This window comes from Williamsia soli, assembly GCF_017377795.1.
In the GTDB taxonomy this organism is placed as follows: domain Bacteria; phylum Actinomycetota; class Actinomycetes; order Mycobacteriales; family Mycobacteriaceae; genus Williamsia; species Williamsia soli.
The window spans coordinates 180,987-197,787 of the sequence record NZ_JAFRDR010000009.1; the positions used below are offsets into that span (position 1 = coordinate 180,987).

At 61.7% G+C, this 16,801-nt stretch carries 16 protein-coding genes; 6 read left to right on the forward strand and 10 right to left on the reverse strand.

The genetic code is table 11. The features are described from left to right. Nucleotides 1-657 precede the first annotated feature (657 nt). Nucleotides 658-1,587 carry a hypothetical protein gene (locus J3S28_RS22175; protein ID WP_207842996.1) on the forward strand — a complete coding sequence of 310 codons (930 nt, stop codon included), beginning with the start codon at nt 658-660 and terminating at the stop codon, nt 1,585-1,587. 443 nt (nt 1,588-2,030) lie between these two features. Here J3S28_RS22175 and J3S28_RS22180 read toward each other — a convergent pair whose 3' ends face one another. From J3S28_RS22180 to J3S28_RS22190, 3 genes are read right to left on the reverse strand one after another with little or no spacing between them, the layout of a single operon-like run. Further along, the gene (locus J3S28_RS22180; RefSeq protein WP_207842997.1) at nt 2,031-2,528 is read right to left on the reverse strand and encodes a hypothetical protein; all 498 of its coding nucleotides are present in this window, start codon (nt 2,526-2,528) and stop codon (nt 2,031-2,033) included. A gap of 49 nt (nt 2,529-2,577) precedes the next feature. Next, the gene (locus J3S28_RS22185) at nt 2,578-3,441 is read right to left on the reverse strand and encodes a hypothetical protein (protein ID WP_207842999.1); all 864 of its coding nucleotides are present in this window, start codon (nt 3,439-3,441) and stop codon (nt 2,578-2,580) included. A gap of 2 nt (nt 3,442-3,443) precedes the next feature. Further along, a complete protein-coding gene (locus J3S28_RS22190; protein ID WP_237341959.1) occupies nt 3,444-3,701 on the reverse strand; it encodes a LuxR C-terminal-related transcriptional regulator in 258 nt (85 codons plus the stop codon). A 220-nt stretch (nt 3,702-3,921) separates the two neighbouring features. On the opposite strand from J3S28_RS22190, the gene J3S28_RS22195 reads away from it, so the two are divergent. Continuing rightward, complete coding sequence (locus J3S28_RS22195) at nt 3,922-5,079, forward strand: T3SS (YopN, CesT) and YbjN peptide-binding chaperone 1 (RefSeq protein WP_207843001.1); 1,158 nt, start codon at nt 3,922-3,924, stop codon at nt 5,077-5,079. 33 nt (nt 5,080-5,112) lie between these two features. On the opposite strand, the gene J3S28_RS22200 is transcribed toward J3S28_RS22195, so the two are convergent. After that, entirely contained in the window at nt 5,113-5,700 is a 588-nt protein-coding gene (locus tag J3S28_RS22200; protein WP_207843004.1) for a GIY-YIG nuclease family protein, read from the reverse strand. 82 nt (nt 5,701-5,782) lie between these two features. Here J3S28_RS22200 and J3S28_RS22205 point away from each other — a divergent pair, with 82 nt between their 5' ends. Then, nucleotides 5,783-6,883 (forward strand): HNH endonuclease, encoded by a 1,101-nt coding sequence (locus J3S28_RS22205; protein ID WP_307797333.1) that lies wholly within the window; start codon nt 5,783-5,785, stop codon nt 6,881-6,883. 507 nt (nt 6,884-7,390) lie between these two features. Here J3S28_RS22205 and J3S28_RS28640 read toward each other — a convergent pair. Continuing rightward, a complete protein-coding gene (locus J3S28_RS28640; RefSeq protein ID WP_272874232.1) occupies nt 7,391-7,522 on the reverse strand; it encodes a hypothetical protein in 132 nt (43 codons plus the stop codon). A 169-nt stretch (nt 7,523-7,691) separates the two neighbouring features. On the opposite strand from J3S28_RS28640, the gene J3S28_RS28465 reads away from it, so the two are divergent. The 3 genes from J3S28_RS28465 to J3S28_RS22220 all read left to right on the forward strand — a co-directional run bounded on the left by J3S28_RS28465 (nt 7,692) and on the right by J3S28_RS22220 (nt 9,756). Continuing rightward, nucleotides 7,692-7,895: a PASTA domain-containing protein gene (locus J3S28_RS28465; protein ID WP_237341920.1), complete on the forward strand. Its 204-nt coding sequence runs from the start codon at nt 7,692-7,694 to the stop codon at nt 7,893-7,895. 108 nt (nt 7,896-8,003) lie between these two features. Beyond that, nucleotides 8,004-8,387, forward strand: a complete 384-nt coding sequence (locus J3S28_RS22215; RefSeq protein ID WP_237341921.1) for a hypothetical protein — start codon at nt 8,004-8,006, stop codon at nt 8,385-8,387. Between the two features lie 37 nt (nt 8,388-8,424). Beyond that, nucleotides 8,425-9,756 (forward strand): TerD family protein, encoded by a 1,332-nt coding sequence (locus J3S28_RS22220; RefSeq protein WP_207843006.1) that lies wholly within the window; start codon nt 8,425-8,427, stop codon nt 9,754-9,756. Nucleotides 9,757-9,799: 43 nt separating this feature from the next. Here J3S28_RS22220 and J3S28_RS28820 read toward each other — a convergent pair whose 3' ends face one another. The 5 genes from J3S28_RS28820 to J3S28_RS22245 form a co-directional block, all read right to left on the reverse strand. Further along, nucleotides 9,800-10,801 (reverse strand): SHOCT domain-containing protein, encoded by a 1,002-nt coding sequence (locus J3S28_RS28820; RefSeq protein WP_207843009.1) that lies wholly within the window; start codon nt 10,799-10,801, stop codon nt 9,800-9,802. 75 nt (nt 10,802-10,876) lie between these two features. Beyond that, complete coding sequence (locus J3S28_RS22230; protein ID WP_207843011.1) at nt 10,877-11,893, reverse strand: SHOCT domain-containing protein; 1,017 nt, start codon at nt 11,891-11,893, stop codon at nt 10,877-10,879. A 29-nt stretch (nt 11,894-11,922) separates the two neighbouring features. After that, nucleotides 11,923-13,080, reverse strand: a complete 1,158-nt coding sequence (locus J3S28_RS22235; protein ID WP_207843012.1) for a TRAFAC clade GTPase domain-containing protein — start codon at nt 13,078-13,080, stop codon at nt 11,923-11,925. Next, entirely contained in the window at nt 13,077-14,000 is a 924-nt protein-coding gene (locus tag J3S28_RS22240; RefSeq protein ID WP_207843014.1) for a hypothetical protein, read from the reverse strand. The genes J3S28_RS22235 and J3S28_RS22240 overlap by 4 nt, the downstream gene beginning before the upstream one ends. Before the next feature lie 71 nt (nt 14,001-14,071). Beyond that, a complete protein-coding gene (locus tag J3S28_RS22245; protein ID WP_207843016.1) occupies nt 14,072-16,801 on the reverse strand; it encodes a GAP1-N2 domain-containing protein in 2,730 nt (909 codons plus the stop codon).

Consider the following 16,801-nt stretch of genomic DNA (forward strand, 5'->3'; position numbering starts at 1 on the left):
TTGCGCCGGCGGTCCGAACTGATGCGGCGGACCGGCAGGCGCCGCTTGTGTTCGCGGTGGCGGCCCTGTCTGCGACCACTGTGGGACGGGTTGCGACAGGGGCTGCGGATTCGACTCCGGCTGTGTGGGTTGCGAGGTCGTTGCAGCTTGCGGGTTTGGGAGAGGACGGATGGGCGGCGGACCGTCTGCAGCCGGCCCTGGCTGTGCGTCAGCGGTGCGGCGTTGCCGCTGGCTGGGGTACTGGCCCCGGTCCGGCTCGGCCGGGGGCTGGTTTGTGTCCACTGGTCACCGACCGCTGCTCAGCACACGGAACCCGCTGCGTGACGGTCCGTCTTGAGTCACCACGCCGTCCGTTTCCATAGCGTCACACCGTAACAAGCTGGAAGAAGCTCAGCTCGTCATACGAACGTACGAACTTCTCGGAAGCTACTATCTGCAAATCGATTTGGGATCAAGGATTGTGATCGCGACCAAGGTAGTTCGGTGCTCAAAGACTTGTCCATCGCGCCGTGGTACGAACGTATTCACACCGGCGCCAATTCGAAACTGCGGTGTTAAGTTGTTCCGCGAGTGCAGTTTCAGATTGCCGAGAAGAGGACGGATCCGATTGTGCGCGCACCCTGGCAGGCTTCGATTGCCGCGATAGTTCTATCTCTGATGCTTACGCTCGCTGCATGCGGTAGTAACGAGAACGGCGATGGATTCGCGCTGCCGACAGGCGCCAACCGTGACGGACCTTCGACGCTTCAATACGGGACTGATGAGTACTTCGACGCTCGGATCGCTATGTACGAGGATGAGGGGTACGTCGAGCCAGGCACCCTCACCCGCGAGCACCTACCGTGGGATCCGAACGGGCCGACCGTGAGAATGAGCGACTTGCGAGCCCTGATGATTGAGGCGACCAACGCCAGGGGCCAGTACGCCGACAGTGCGGACGATTTCTACAACCTGCTCCAGAATGTCCAAGGGGTCTGTGACGGGGCCGAATTCACGGGCAGCCTCACCGACTCGTTGGAATACGACAAAGCGAGCTACCTCGACGAAGCCATCGGAACGCTACGGCTCGGGTCTGCTGTAGGTGACGGTGGTATCGACGCGAGCGGAGGAATAGACTGCGAAAACGGCAAGATCGCCGGAGGGACCGGACATCCGATCTTTTCCGACTACGGTCCGCATGACGAGAACGACGAGATCCATGACGTCTACTTCGACCCACTGCTAGCACCGCGTCTAACCCTGATCGAGCCGTTGACACCTCTTTCACGACCCGCACCACGCCCAGCTACCAAGAGCACCACGACCACAGTTCCGACGACGGAGGCTCAGGGAAGTCAAGAAGTCTGCGGGCTCACGGACTTCAACCAGCGAACCGGGATGCTCACCGTCTTCGGCCCGATGACGTGCGACTTCGGTGAGGCCCTGATGCAGTCCGGGATCGACGAGACGGTTGCACAGCAATCACGCAGCGTGACAATCAAGTTCCGAGGCGGGGAATGGCTATGCGGGTCGAGCGGCGCATCGAGCCCGCTGTCGTGTAGAAACACCGGGGATTCCGATACCCGGGTGGAGTGGATGCCCTCCTGAACTGCCGCGCAGATCGGTGTGCTCGGGACGGATACTGGCGTAGTCCGGGCTGTTGCAGCGCGCCGGCCAGGCGTTGCAGGTCAGGAGCCGATACCTCGAGGTCGCTCTCCGAGAGAGTGAAACCGGTGCCCGCGATGTCGTCGGAACAGGCGATCGTCGCAGCGTCGACTCCGGTGCACGTGATGGATCCGACGCGGTTCACCTGGGTTCGTACTGGCCGGTACCTCAGGTACCGCTGGCTCCTGCGTGGCACGGCCGGGTGTCACATCCGCTGCCACGGCGACAGTGGTGGTCGATGGACCGGCGGTGTCAGCATTCGCGTCCGAGCGGTCTGAAATCATGTACGCAGCGACCGCACCGGTCGCCAGGATCAGGATGATCGCCGAACGGTTGTCCTGGAGGTCTGGTCATCTGTGCTGGTCAATATGGCTGAGTTCAAAGCGTCAGCCACGAGGTGGGAAGGGCGGCGGGGCGATGGGGCCACCGGCGGCCGGTTCTTGCACCCACAGCGGCCAGCCGGCCGGGGCTGGAGGCCAGTGGGCGTCGGGCTGCCACCCCGGCGCGGGTGTCCAGCCGGCAGGAGCGGGAGGCCAATTCGGTGGTGGGTTGAATCGCATGGCGCCGCCGGGAGAAGGATTCGTGGCCGGTTGACGCAATCCGGCCAGAGCGCTAAGCACTGCCGGAGGCCAACCTGCTTTGGTCTTGCGAGCCCATAGCTCGATGGCACCAAAGATCAACGCAAAGATGAACCACGGGAGAGCTTTACCGATCTGACTGCCCAGATTGCTGGAGGAGTCGGTGCTCGTCTCCCCTGTCGAGTAGCTGATCGAATACTCCGTCGACGACTCCACACCTTGAACCATGAAGATGTAGAGCACGGGAAGGATGAACAGCACCGCCAGAGCTCCCGCAACGTGCTGCGGTTTGAGCTCAAATCGCATGTGTCTGAGCGTAAAGCGCCGCAGGTCCACGGCCTATCATACGATCGGATCACAGCCTTCGGCGAAGCCATCCGAGAACGCCGCCGGTGTCGACGACGTCGTCACCGGCCACACGCCGGTTGATGGCGTCGACATCGTAGAACGCCTCAGCCCTGGCACGAATCGCCTCCACGGCCTCGGTGCCCGGCTCCACCAAGTTTGGCTGCTCACTTCCCATCAGGCGTGTCCGGAGTCCGGCTATGCGCGCCGATTCCTCGTCACGCAGGGTTAGACGCTCTGCGGTCTCCTGTTGACGCTTCAGTCTTTCGTCAACAGCGCGTGCATGTTTGGCAGCATCTTCTAGGAGCTTGACCCGTTCGTCGATTTTCTTCCGACGGACGTCCAGCCACGCTTTGCCGGCCGACACAGCATGCTTGTCCGACGCCCTCTTGGACGCTTTGAGTTTGTTGATCAGCTCCTGCATCGCGCTGGCGTCGACAGCGGATGACGCGATCCAGAACAGGTCGGCGGTGAAGTCGACGTCGCCGAGCCACCCTCCGGTTGCTGCTTCCGACGAGGTGATCACCGCGACTGCCGACCGCGCCTTCTCGACGGGCTTGCGGTCCTTCTTGTCACACTCCGAAACCTCTGCAGAGGTAACGAGATACCCCGACTCCACCAGAAGCCTTTTGCCGGAGGCCTGTTCGTTCTCCACGCCCTCACGAAGCCATGCGCCGGCGGCAAGGACGATCACTGCGAGGAATGCCCCGGCGAGCAGGAAGCCGAGGTGCAGCATCGAAGCCGCCACCAACGCGGCAGTCACGCACACGGCCGCCACAGCGCCGACCGCACCGGGACTCGACACCGCCGTGAGCACCGGCCGACTCCGCGGCCGCGGCGCGCCGACGGCGTAGTACTCGTATAGGTCGCTCATTGTCACAGCTCGTCGACGGTGATCAAACCGTCTTGCAGAGCCCGTGCCAGCAGCGCGGCCTTGGTGTTGGCCGGACGGCCCGCGGCGTCGTACTTGCCGCGGACACGGGCGATGTGGGTGCTGACCGTCGCGGCACCGATGAACAACGCGCGGCCGGCCTCCTCTTTGGTATCGCAGATCAACCAGGTCCGCAGGACCTCGACCTCGCGCTCGCTCAACGTCGGCCTGGTGGCCTGGGGTGCCTCGTCCATCGTGTACATCACGGATCCGATCTCTTCTTCGTCGACAGCCGGGAAGTGGCCGTCAGCAACGAGGAAAAAGTAGCGAGGGGGTCTGACAATGAAATCCGTTGCGCGACTGCCGATTTACTTACACGGGTGTCGTTTCGAACACACTATCGAGCGGGCGTGTTGTCCGCTCATCAATGTCAGACCCCCTCGCTACCCTTTACCTACGAGACAACAGAGAGGGAGGTGCCCGATGTCCAACATCTTCGACTTCGACGCTTCCGCCGCCGATGGATGGGCAGCATTCCGTGATGAGCTGGCGACCCGGCTGACCGGACTGCAGGCCCTGGATACGGTGCGAGTGAGTGCGGCCGACGCCACCCTGGACGGCAGCGGGCCTGCTGCCCTGTTCACGGTCACCGATGACGATGAGGTGCGGTGCGTACTCGGTCCGACCCTGCTCGCGCAGGATCGAGAGATCGACGATGACGAACTCTCGCTGCTCATGGAGCTCGAGTGGGACTCCATCTGCGAGGACGAATGCGAGGTCGAGCGTCCTCGCGACGAGATCGAACTGGTGGTCAACGCGGCCACCGTCGTCATGCAGGAACTGTGGCAGGTGGTGCACCCCAGCTTTCTTCTCACGGTTCATGAGACGCCTGCGCCGGCACCCGTTGTCGCTGTCAAACCGACCGGTCAGTCTCACTTGCGCGATCTCGTCGACGCCGCACTCGAGCGCATGACCGGTTCCACGCCGAACAAGGACGACGACGGTGACGTGGTCTTCACGGTGAACGGCGAGACCTCGTGGCTGTGCGTCGATTCCGGCGATCCGACCATCGAGATGTTCACGAACCTCGCTGTGGAGGTACGGGACTCAGCGGCGGCGAGCGAAGCCCTTATGGCCTACTCGTGTAAGTGGCCGGACATCAAGTTCGTCCTCCATGACGGCCACGTCCGGGTGGCGATCCGGATGGATGCGACTGTCTTCGCTGATGCGGTGTTGCGGTCGACGCTAATCAAGTGGTTTGACTTCCTGACCGATGGGTCCGGTGAGATTAAGGAGGTGGTCGCCGAAGCCGGCGCGGCCGTCGATGGCTCCGGCGACACCCTGCCGGCGGGCCTGATGGTCATCCTACAGCTCGACGACACCGAGCACGGTCGCCTGTCGCCGCACGAGATCGCGACCATCTGCGAGTTCGACCGCGACGCTATCCTCCAGTATCTGCGGGTGAGTGAGGAGCAGGAATTGTCCTGGCGCAGTTCGATCTACGACGCGCTCAGCCGCGAAGATGAAGAGGAAGCGGCTGCGTGTGAGCATGAGGAGAAGGCGTGGTCGACGACGGTGAAAAGCCTGCGTGAGGCGTTGCGGTTGGTGGTGCTGACGAGTCGGTTGGATGAGGTTCGTTAGCCGGTCACAGGTCGAGAAGCGCTCTGCAGCCGGTTACGGCACGACCGGGAGGGCTCTGGCCCGTGCCACAGCGCCCCTACGAGTCGCGCGAAGGACAGGGGTGAACGGGTTGGCGGCACCATCAATGTTCAGCGGCAGATCTTGCGTCTCGATCAGTTCATCCTCCAACAGCCAAGGCTCTGGGTGAGTGACCCAAGAGACGAGCGCATTCTCGGCCATCCACTCCGACAGCCGAGTCTCTCCCTGGCCGAACTTCAGACGTTCAGAGGTGCCAACACGTCTAAGCTCGATTCCCAGCTCCTCGGTTAGCAAGCATCCGAGCGACTTTCGCAATGTCGACACCGATGCGTCACCTGCGTAGTGCAGCTTGACCCGACGCCGGATGTTCTGCTTGCTGGCCTTGCCGACGGCCGGCGGCTTGCTGGGACTGATGCCAACGTAAAGCAATACCAGTTCGTCGCGGTGAACGCACTGCGACACGTCGATGTCCGCGGGCAACGTCTTGAACCACCATCCGTAGACACCGGCCTCCGGTGGAACCGGATACGGCGATGCAAGAACTTCCTCGCGGCTGTAGGTCGGCGCCGCGAAGTAGTCGGTGAGGTCATTCTGCTGAGACATGGCAACCCCACGGTATCGCCGCTCCGGGCGACGCGGGGCCGATCACGGAACCTCCGGCGGCCATGTGGTCTAACGTCGAGAAGTGCACGACCTCGACTCCCGCGATCCGTTGGCCCTCGGCCAGCAACTGATGAGTGTGCTTGAAAGCGGTAGACGCACCGCAACATACAAACTCGCGACACTGCTCGCTTTACTCGAGTTCGCAGTCGAGCACGCACCCGGCGAACGAGACGCTGCCGTAGACGTCGATCTCGATGACCTCGCCGAACGAGTGATTGCGCTTTACTGGCGACAGGTTCGCGACCTCGATGGCCACTATTTGAAACAGACATCTCAGAAGGTTGCGAGGATCCCTGATGCGGTGCGCGACCTGAAACAAGTGACCTCCCCGTCCGGAGACGTCACACTGGAGGTCGCACGCCGTCGCGGGGGCGCGAAGTTTCTCGCCACGCGTGACCTTGTGCGAATGACGCTGGTTCAACAGCCGCTGCTTCGCCTTCAGCGGGTCGGCAGCGACCTGGTACATGAATGCTTCCTCTACGACGACACCTGGATGCGCGACAATATCTCTGCCAAGGCGGTCGCTGACCACGGCAACGCACTTCGACTGTTTCCGGGCGTGTGCTTCGCGTTGGCCCGATTGTCGGCGCTACTGAAGCCGGCACTACAAATCGCGTGGGTTAACGATGTGCGCAAGCTGAATCACTTCCTTGATCAGGACGTACCCGATCTTCCTGGCCACCTATTCGGCATCGACCGCATTTCGCTCGACCGCGCGCGAGTAGTGCTGACGGCTGAGTTCGGTCAGAGGTGTTTCTATTGCGATGCCGCAGTCAGTACCGGTGCGCATGTCGATCACGTTCTCCCCTGGTCGCGTGTGGGAATCGACGGTCTGGCGAACCTCGTTTTGGCTTGTCCGCGCTGCAACTCAAACAAGTCGAGTCTTCTCCCCGCGCCGCTGCATGTATTCGCAGCGCTCGATCGCGGACGCGAGAGGCTGGATGCGTTGGCCCAGTCGATCGACTGGCCGTGCCAATTCGACAGAACTGCCGCTGCTGCTCGCGGACTGTACGCAACCCAGCCGACGGGGACACCGATCTGGAACGCGGTCAGAGACATTCACACGACGCGCTCAGACTTTGATTGGAACGAAGCCAGAGGCGCAGCGAGTGACTGGGTCTGATGAATCCCGCTTCTGGCCTGAGACCGAATGGGTCAGCTCTCCCACAAACGGCGGTCGCTACCCGGCCGGTTAGGCCCTTCGCTAGGGTAACGAAAGCCATGTCCGGCGTGCTCCTACCTCGGCATATCTCAACAGCGCGGACTGACCGAAAAGTTCTTTTACAATCATCGGTAACACTGTCGTAGCTTCTTGCTATAACTAGCTGACGCTCCTGAACGTTCGGTGAAACGTGCTGGTAGTCAAAGCACCTCACAGATTCTCCGAAAGGTTCGTGATGCTCCGCCGTCTTTTAGCTCTTCGGCGCGCCTCGTCGCCCGTCTGATTGATACCTAATCGCTGACTCACGCGTGCTGCTCATGCTTCAACGCCGACCAACCCCAACGCGGCGATCTCTTCGCTGCTCGATCAACCAACAGAAGGATTCATCATCATGACCACACAGCCTCCGTCCTCTTCGGACATCGGCCAGAACTCAGGACAGCTGTCACGGTCCACACGTGATGACAGTCAGTCGACCTGGAAGAAGCCCCAGTCGCCGATGAAGTCGAAGAGACTGTCGATCCTCAGCGGGATCAGCGCGATCGCCGCCTTGATGTTGATTGCAGCAATTTCCGGATGCTCCGATGACAAGGAGTCCACAGCGGCAACCTCGTCAGTCTCGACGGTGACCGCCCCGCCGAGCACGGTGACCGTTCAGCCCACGACCACTGCTCCTCCGGCCGGCACGTCGACTTCAGCACCGGCGCCGGTTGCGCCCGCAACCACATCGGCCGCTCCGGCAGGCGGAATCATGCCAGCTGTGGTGTGCATGAACCTGCAGGCCGCCCAAAACCTGATTCAGGACAACGGCGTCTTCTTCTCGCGAAGCGAAGACGCCACCGGAGAGGGTCGGATGCAGGTCAATGACAGCAATTGGGTGGTCGTCGGCCAAACGCCCGAACCAGGTACTCCAATCACCGAGGGCGACGCCGTTCTCTCCGTCGTCAAAATCGGCGAACCCAGCCCCTGCTAGGCGACGATGCGTTCCTCCACCCTCCTGGCTGTCGCCGCAAGTTTCGTCCTGCTCACTGCTGGATGCAGCAGCGCTGCAGACGAAACCGAAACGTCTACGAGTAGTTCCGTGACCGCGATCTCGTCAGAGACCGCGGTCACGGAGTCCACGACTGCCGCACCGCCGCCGGCGACGTCAACCGTCGCGCCGCCGTCCACCGAACCGCCTCCGCCTGCCCCGATCACGTTTGTGTGCGGGGACCTCTCGCTTTACCAATCCGGTACCGCCCTCTACTCAGACGGCACCACCGGTTACGAAGCGTCCTGCGATACCTACGTACCACCTACCGGCAGCCAAGACCAGAACGGCGACGGAGTGATCAGTGGGTTCGAGCGTTGCGGAACAATCTGCGGCGAGGAGCCCACGAGCGGGGAGATCCAGACTCAGCACGGCTGCGAGCAGGGCTACATCACCGGACCGTTGTGCGACGACGTCGGACAGCCCCAACCATGACAGCAACTCGGTGGACATCGACAAGTGAGGTGCGCTCGTGACCGTGGTTTCGAAAGGTTCGAAGTCGGATCTGTCGGACAGCAGATACACCATCACTCTGAGTGGTTCCGGTGTTCGCGGCATTGTCGACATCGCGGCTGTCCTGCTGGATCAATCAGGAAAAGTACGGTCTGACAATGACTTCGTGTTCTTCAACAACCCGACGGCGCACGGTGTCTCGCTGATCTCGGACGAGTCGATCACCGTCGACTTGGCGGCGGTTCCTGCCGACGTCCACCGAGTGGTGATCACCGGCAGCACCGAAGCGCAGAATGCACAGTTCGGCCGCGTAGCCGGCTCGCTGTCGGTCGACATCCGCGGAAACGCGCAGGCGTTCACCTTCGTACCTGACGGACTATCGGTCGAGACGGTGCTCCAAGTCGTGGGGCTCTACCGGCGCGGAGCTGGTTGGCGTCTCGATGCAATCGGCCAGGGGTACAGCCAAGGTCTCGCCGCCTTCGCGACCGAACACGGGATCGTCGTCGACGAACCCAGCCCGCAACCTACAGCTGTCCCGGCACCTCCACCTCCTCCTCAGGCTCGGCCGAGTCAGACACCGCCCGCCTCGCCGATCAACTTTTCCAAAGTGAAAGTGTCGCTCGACAAGAACTCGTACGACAAGACCGCTCGGATCGACCTCAGAAAGAGCCAGGGTGATCCGAGCTGGGTGCTCACCGTCGGCTTGGAATGGGACGGACGGGACGCCGTGTACGGACCAAACGGCGAGGTCAGACGGTACGGATACGGCGACTTGGACGTGTACTTCTTCTGTCGAAATGAGGAGACGAACAAGTACGTCGTCATCAGCGGTGAGTCGCGACATCGTGGGAGTCTCGACGTCTGGCCTTACATCCAGCATTCCGGCGACAGCAAAGGACCAGGTAACGGGAACAAGCCCGCTACAGAACAGGTCTGGGTGAAGCCCAACGAGAACGGTGACCTCCTGGTCAACGTCTATCAGAGCGTCGACAACGGGACCGGAGCCATCGACGAGTTCGGGAAGCCGCGGGTGGCGATTCGCTACGGCCGAGCCGCAGCCAATGGACTACCTGGGCCCGACGCGGACGAGATTCTGGTCTATGTCGGCAACAGTCGAGACTCGTACTGGGCGACCATCGCCCACATTGACGTTCAGGATGGCGTCCTGACCGTCGACGGCGAGACCCGGTACAGCGAACCCGGCAGCGAGAACATGCCCGGTCTCGACATCTCAGGCAACTGGGTGCAAGAGCCCCGCAATGGTCCCGTGGGGCGGAGTAAGAAGTCCAACCGCGGTATAGGTCTGACCAAATACACCGGTAAATGCTCAGTGCCAGGCGAAGTTTGGTGAAGAATTACTAGCCCGACGCGGACGACATGCAGTGCCGACCGGCTTATTTTGCATGCGCGGCGATGACTGCGCGCTTGGCTTCTTTGAACTCGTCATCGTCGATGAGTCCTTGAGCGTGAAGATCGGCCAGTTTCTGCAGTTCCGTCACCAGGCCACTACCGGGTGGCGGCGCCGCTACGACACGCGGCGGGAGCGGCGGTTTCCACATGGATACAGGCGGCCCGTCCAGGTTGGACACCCGGCGCCTGAGCTCGTGAAGGTTTTGCAACGCCCCGTCGCGCAACTTCTTCGGCATTTCAAGTCGATTGGACAGATCAGCATCATCACGTCGACCCCAGGTGAGCACCGCGATGACGTCATTCACGTCTCCCGGGATGTACTCGATCGTCTTGATGCTGACGAAGGAAAACACCGTAGTCGTCCGGACGCCACCCTGCGTCGACGCAATGTCCGTAGACACGAGCAGACGATCTTCGAACGCTGCCAGAAATCCTGAACCGCCACTATGAATGATCAACCAGGGTTCTTCTACAGGTCCCGAATGATCCACGATCAGCTTCTTGTCGCGATCGTCGATCGGTGCGCCGTGCAGACGCAGTGAAAGGTTGGTCGGTGCCGGCTCCCCGGTGTTGAGTACCGGTAGCGGGGCGCTGGCAGCAGGACTCGGCACCTCCGCTGTTGCCTCCAACAAGTACTCGATATAGTGCCTGACGAAACCCACCTCGTCATTACGTACACTCCCGAAGTCGACGTCGCCGTAGCGGGTTGTCACCACCAATTTGCGGGACCCAAGATTGATCGGGGTATCGAACTTGATGATCTCCCGGGCCGAAGCCGAGAACACAATATGTTTCGTCGCCAGGGCGATGCTCATAAACCCCAGCACGCGCTGATTGGTGATGGCGATGCCTTCGGTGGTCGGCTTGAACCGAGTAACCCGCGCGAACGCCCATATCTGCTCTCCCGGATACAGAAGTGGCGCGAGAGCGTTCGCCCATCGCGCTGCGGTTTTGACCTTGACTCTGGGTGGGCAGACATAGCTCACAGCGCTACCCGCTTCGCCGATAGACGTTCCTGTCCATTGAAAGGTCTGTCCAACTTTGTCAACATGGCACGCCAATCAGTTTCGGGTGTGAGAGGCAATCACGGCCCTCTTCGCTTCGCCGAACTCTTCGTCGGTGATCAAACCCTGGGTGTAAAGATCAGCCAGGCTTCGAATCTCGGAGACCAAACCGTCGGCCGGTTTGGTCTTGGGTTCAACCACGCGCGGTTTCAGCGGAGGCTTCCACATCGACACCGGTGGACGATTCGCGTCAGAAGCCCTACGGCGCAAATCGTCCAGGTCTAACCGCACCTTGTCTTGGAGCTCCTTCGGCAACGGCAGGGTATTGGCCCGGTTCAACTCCGCTGCATCGCGATTGCGCCACGTATGCACTTCGAGTACGTCATTCACGATACCGACGGAGAGGTCAATTCTGATTATCTCCGAATACAGAAATCGCGTGGTGAGGTGCCCTCGACCTCCGAGATTTGCTTGCGACTTGGAGATCAACAGTCGATCGTCGAACGCCGCCAGGAAACCAACACCTGCATTGTTGACGATCATCCACGGGTTTTCGTCGGGACCGCAGAGGTCACGGATGACGCTCCAGGAACCGTCATCCATGGGACTTCCATAAACACGCGTGAGCGACCTGCGTCGCTTCTTCACCGGCCGACGGTCGGCTAGAACCGGCTGATTGGCGCTCACGGGCTGTGGCGCGCGGACTTCGTGTGAAATGCGTGGGAGTTCATCCAGACCGCCGGCCGAAGCCTCTACCAGATAGTCAATATAGGGCCGCAGAAACCTGGCTTCTTCCCGACTGACCGCCCCAAAATTGACTCTCCCCGCTGATGTCGTCACCAACAGCGTCTTGGGTCCGGGGGCAATATCGATGGCCTGGATGTCCCCCACAGCCGCCTCCAACACAATTCGCCTAGGTTCCATGGAGAAGCTCTCGAACCCGATCAGTCGAAAATCTGTGACAGCGAGCGCTTCTGTCTGCGGTTCAAATCGCGCGATCCTTACGAAGGCCAAGATTTCCTCGCCCGGGCGAAGGACCGGCGCCAACGCTGCTGCCCACCGCTCGGCGACCATCGAGGTCACGTTAGGAGCGCACGCGAAGCTCACAGCACTCCCAGATCAGCCAACACCCACCGAACCGGATCCATGCATCGGAACGGTGTGATGCCGTTGGCGTGAAGCCTTGCTCCGACGGGTGATTCACCGAGTGCAGACACTGCGAAGAATCTGTTCGCGTAGCGCAGACCCGTTCTCGGATTCTCGAGATTCCTCAGCAATGGGCCGGCGTCGAGCTTCTGGAGAAGACTACTCACTTCTGCGTCCAACAACTGCCCGTCGGCCTCGTCGTACGGGGCTGCTCGCAGGCTCGGATCCCGCGAGAATGCCGCACCCGCATTCGTCATGATGCTGCCCCAGTCGCTGCCCTTGACGTTCTGTAGCGCCTGCAGTGCGTCGAACTTCGACAGGATCACCGCAAGCTTGGGAGTTCCGTTGCCGAGCAGACCCATCACTGTCCGCAGGACCGTTCGCGGGTCGCCGCCCTGATTTGACTGCATAGGTACCAAATCTTGCAGCTGGTGTCGGATCTCATCGACCTTGAGCGGGTCAAACATGAACAGGACTGCGTCGGCGGCGGAAAAGAACTGCCAAGAGAAACCTTCGACGTTGGCATTCTCGAGATCCTCGCCGGCCACGTCCCGAATGACCAGATAGTGCTTGACATCGTTCCAGGTGCCAAGCGTGAAAATCAGGGGCTCATGCTGGTGGCTGCCCTCTGTCGACGCCGAAGGCGTCGACCCGAGTATGCCGCGTTCTTCGAATAGTGGCCGCTCGTAATAGTTCTCGTACACTTCAGCGGTCTGCTTGTTCGCGGGCTCGACGATTCTGTTCAACCGCTCGGCATGTTTCTGCAACTGCTTGATGAGGACCGCGATGTAGACGGTCTTTCCGGTCGCTCTCGCTCCGGCCATCACCACGCATGTCGTCGTGCCCCAGCGCCACATGTACGGCAATTCGTAGTGACAGATCGGGCATATCTCCGCAACCGGCCCGCCGAGTTGAGACTCCGGCCATTGGGCCTCCGGCACCCAGCTGAGCGGGGCATCTTGCGGACGCCGCAGCTCACAGGTCTTCCCCATGCGAACCTGCCGGCCGCTGAAAGCAGTTGCGCGTTCGTCATTCTCGAGCGTCGTCGGTTTCGCTTCCGTCCAGGCGAACCAGTCAGGCACCAGCGGATTGAAGCAACGGGGGCACTTACTCACAGCGTTTTCCTCACTTGGAGCACCGCCAACAGACGTCCGACAACGTCGTCGACCAGCCCCGGCTCAGACAGCAGGCGGTCGACAGCGCTCTCGCCCTGGCGTGGTGGCGGCGAGACGGCACCGACGAAGTTGGGGTCGGCGAGGGCCGCTCGGGACGGTGAGAGGACCAACTGAGTACTCAGACCCCTCGATGCGACCTGCGCAGGAGCGTCAGTGACCGCGATCGTCAGCTGAGCCCCGTTCTGCGCAACAACAGGTTCGGTCAGGGTGGCGCCGACGCCGAGCCCGGTAGCAGCCACCGCCGCTTGGAACGCGGAGGTCGAGTCATCGTTGTCCACGCTCACCTCGGTGAGCGTCTGCCCCGCGAGAACTGCGCGCACAGGCGCTCCCGCCGACAACACTGCCGCGACCCCCTTGGCGAGGTCGACCGCAGCGCTCACGCTCCCGTCCGAGATCAGCGAGCCCATAGAGAGGCTCGAGTCAACGAGTACGACGACCTCCAACTGGCGGTCTGACGGCAGTTGGTCCACCCCGAGTGCACTGCGCGCCGCCGCTCTGGCGCGCCTCGCGAGAGGACTCAGTGGCAACTCAGGACGGATCAGTCGCGTCGTCACCGAAATCTGCTCGGCACCCGCAGGACTGATGGTTGCCAATTCGATAGCGCTCAGTCCGGAGACGTCCCGTGGAGTCAGCTGTGCTCGGTCGGGGTCAATCTCGCGCGAGCTGTCCAGACCGACGGTGACGTGCAGAACAGTCCCCTGCGCGAAGGTTGATTGCGACCCCGCCGGCACCGCCGAGATCACGACATCATGGTCCACCCGCGGAACGATCAGCATGCCCGGGCTGTGCACGACCACCGACGGGTCGATCGAACCATCACGCCTGGCGACCAGCTCAGCACCGCCAGTGACACCCGCCACCGACATAGTTACAGCCAGAGGCCGTCGCGGTAGCTGAGCTGAGCTCGTTCCATCAAGTACAAAAGTCACCATCAGGTGTTGTCCTCTCGGTGGGTCAAAGAGAATCGAGAACGTTGGGTGTCGCGGGTCAGCAACCCACGCTCGCGGAGCCAATCTTTTCCGGCGGAACGGTATTCGAGAAAGAAGCGCTCAGCGGCCGGTGCCGTCAGGTCTTTGACAGAGATCCAGAGGGCGTCCCGCAAAGCCTCGACGCTGGTCGGTCCGCGATAGTCGCTGTTCTCCAGTCGACCGGCGATCACGCTATCCATCCACGAACCACCGGCACTCTCATCTGGCCGTGCAAACAACGCTGTCGGGGCAAGGTCAGACCCCATACGCGAGCGCATCGACTCGCCGGCTACCCAGGCGATATCGATGACCTCGCGAGCGATCAGGCGTTCCAGCCATTGCACCAGCTGTGGCTGGAGCGGTTGTAGACGCAGCGCCAGCTGCTGCTTCGCGACTGTCTCCCCGCTTGCCCAGGGGCGCGATCGGGACTGCGCGGCGACAAACAGGGCACCGAGCGGAACACACAAATCTTCGTCGAGGTGGCCATACACTTCGGGTTCGAGTTCTTCAACCAGGCGTTTCACCTCGGAATCCATGAGTGTTAGTGCCCAATGTTTTTCGAAGTCCGTCCACGTCGATGCAGCTCGAACACGTGCGCCGGCGACAACCAACGCCGACAGCTCATCCATCGGCACGGGTTCGCGCAGCGGATAGTGACAGACGTAATCCAAAACCCGGTTGAGCGCCGCCGATGGTGGCGAGTAGAAGACATGCTGGAAGGCAGTTGACGGTGTGATCCGGAGGCGCGATTGAGCGATGAGGCGGTCCAACTGCTCAACGTTCATGGTGTAGTGCCGCGTCAGTCGTTCGACCTCGACGACGGGTTCTTCGTCGGACGACGCTTGGAGGGCGTGAACCGCGGTCACACCGAGATGAGCCAGGTCGGACCTGCGCGCTCGGGGTATGTCGGTGACCTCGGGGCTCTCCAGCAGTGCCGTGATGTACAGCGGGAGAAGGCCTCGATTCGGAACCCCGAAAGCCGGCGCTTCCGCTGCTCCTTGGACATCAAGATTGCCTTGATCGCCAAAAATCCACAGCCAGACAGCAAGATCCAGGCCTTCCGGTGCGCGGATCTCGGAGGCGAGAACCGGCAGCAGGACAGCGGCCAGTGTCTCCTTCGATATGTTCTGAACAGTAGAGATGAACGCGTGGACACGCGGCCGGTCGCGTAGGAAGTCGATCTTCGCCATTTCGATTATGTCCGCCAGACGCAACAACACCTCGTCCAGTTCGGGTCCCCGACGCGCCAGTCGCATAAGAAGCTCACCTGCACGCAGCACGGTGAGAACAAGATGCTCCGAATCGGAATGCGGTGGCGCCGACGCCGTACGCTGTATCTCCTGCATCCAGGACTCGAGCGCACCCGTGAGACGATCGATCTCAACGTTGTGCCAATGCGGCACCAGGTCCAACTGGATGTCAGGTGACGCGATCCAGGCACCGTCGCGGAGGGCACAGATCACCAGTCGCTCTGCGGCACGTGACTGACTGCCTCCCGAGTACCGGATCCTGGACAGCCGACGCAACGCGTCATCGGGAGTCTGGGGGGCATTGGCGACGTAGAGATCGTCGACGAGCTCGAGAAGGCGTTCGGAGCTCCCCAGGTGCGCGGGATGATCGTCCGTGGCTGCTTGCGCCGACTCGAGTTCGATATCCCCGAGCTGCAGTGTGCGGGCCGCGATGGCCAGCGGCCACACCGGCGACAACTCCCGGTCACCGACCTCGCGAGCGATGTCGTCCTGCAGCTCGATCACCCGACTCGCGATGCGCGCATCGACGAGGGCGGCCTGCGCCAGCAACGACCACGGCGACACCGCCACCGGGAACATCGACTTGGCCAATGCATGACCCGCACCGCCGAGCGCACCGAGCTGAGGATCTTCCTCTGCGTCGATCACAATCCAGTCCGCAGCGGGCAGTTCGGCATACTCGCGCGGGACGCAGATCAGGTGCACTCGCCTCTTGGCATCAGCCAACGCCAGATCGGGTTTGTCGTAGGTGCTCCAGGAGAATCGTCGAGCCGTTCCCGGGGACATGAAGTAGCTGACCGCACCGATCCATCGTGCTGCGTCAGCGGGGTCGGTCAGGAGGACAACTGAACGGCCGCCCGTCATCGCGTCATAGACAGCGTCCAGCAACACCTGGTACAGACCGAGGCGGTACACGTCCGGATCCAACAGAAAGTGCAGGGTGCTGTCGACAGTGATCACATCACCCGGCCGAAGCAGATGATCACCGGGCAACTCCGCGGCACGAACTTTTTGAGGTCCATACGGGCGCAACCAGTCCGGCGAATCCCACAGTTCAATCGGTCGCAATGCCGGCTGTGAAGAGAACGCATCGTCGAATACGACGTGCGCGAACACATTTCCGGGTCTACCCGATCCGTCCGTGCCTGCGTCCACGGTGTGCCAATAGGCACCCACGCCCGGACATATCGAGTCGTAAGCAAGCCGCGCGGGACGGCCCTCTATGTCTGCGGGTGTCGGGTACTGCGGTAGGAGCGGATCAACGTCGAACTTGGTCACAATCCGCGAGGTCAGGGCATCCACCTCCGACCTGGTCAGATCGCCGACCTGATCCTTGACCTGCCAGCCACCACCGGATCCGGAACCGTCGTCGAACGAGGTGTAGATCAGCTGCCCGTATCGCCCGACCGCGGGTGCGCCGGCCGGTTCTCTCTCTCCGAACAC

What these genes read in the sequence shown, in the direction of transcription:
- J3S28_RS22175 (WP_207842996.1), top strand. Translation starts at nt 658, where the DNA reads ATGCTTACGCTCGCTGCATGCGGTAGTAACGAGAACGGCGATGGATTC.
- J3S28_RS28465 (WP_237341920.1), top strand. Translation starts at nt 7,692, where the DNA reads ATGAACCTGCAGGCCGCCCAAAACCTGATTCAGGACAACGGCGTCTTC.
- J3S28_RS22185 (WP_207842999.1), bottom strand. Translation starts at nt 3,441, where the DNA reads ATGAGCGACCTATACGAGTACTACGCCGTCGGCGCGCCGCGGCCGCGG.
- J3S28_RS22195 (WP_207843001.1), top strand. Translation starts at nt 3,922, where the DNA reads ATGTCCAACATCTTCGACTTCGACGCTTCCGCCGCCGATGGATGGGCA.
- J3S28_RS22180 (WP_207842997.1), bottom strand. Translation starts at nt 2,528, where the DNA reads ATGCGATTTGAGCTCAAACCGCAGCACGTTGCGGGAGCTCTGGCGGTG.
- J3S28_RS22190 (WP_237341959.1), bottom strand. Translation starts at nt 3,701, where the DNA reads ATGTACACGATGGACGAGGCACCCCAGGCCACCAGGCCGACGTTGAGC.
- J3S28_RS22200 (WP_207843004.1), bottom strand. Translation starts at nt 5,700, where the DNA reads ATGTCTCAGCAGAATGACCTCACCGACTACTTCGCGGCGCCGACCTAC.
- J3S28_RS22230 (WP_207843011.1), bottom strand. Translation starts at nt 11,893, where the DNA reads ATGGTCGCCGAGCGGTGGGCAGCAGCGTTGGCGCCGGTCCTTCGCCCG.